The organism is Bartonella sp. AD328YNZD (assembly GCF_042196425.1).
This window is the reverse complement of record NZ_JBHIQG010000912.1, coordinates 1-506: the sequence shown is the minus strand read 5'-3', so window position 1 is coordinate 506 and position 506 is coordinate 1. Positions and strand designations below refer to the sequence as shown.

The following is a 506-nucleotide window of genomic DNA, read 5'->3' as shown; positions in this document are numbered from 1 at the left end:
GAAGCAGCTGAAAAGCAACATAAACTGTCTGATTTTTTGTCTTCTCTTCTGTCTGAAAATGGAGAAGAAAAATTGCGGTCGCTGTTTGATTTAGCACCTGATGATACAAATCAGCAATTACTAGAAAAAATTCAACAGACTGCTCGTCTTCCTCTTTATGCTCTTAACCATTGTGAAACCAATGGAAGTCAAAGCTTCAAGGATATGGTGGCAAAACTTTCCCAATTAGAAGAGGTACGTGATGAGACAAATATTCTCAATAGTATTTCTGATATTTATTTTACAACAGAAGGTAAACCTCGTAATTTTGCACTTATATCGTCTAAAAAATCAGATGAAATTTGGCCTTTTATTCAACAATTGATTAAAGATAAACAAAGCAAGCTTTCTGTTCTTTTAGAGAAATATCAGTGCGTAAAAGTCTGTGCACTCAATATGGCGGCTTTTCAGCTTTGTGCCCTTTATCTCAAAATTTATGCAAATTTAAAAAAAACCAATGGTTTTTT

The 506-nt window shown here is 33.6% G+C and carries 1 pseudogene; it reads left to right on the top strand.

Annotated features, from left to right (window positions below):
* Positions 1–506, top strand: a pseudogene (locus tag ACFIO3_RS15715) (double-strand break repair helicase AddA); the annotation flags it as partial.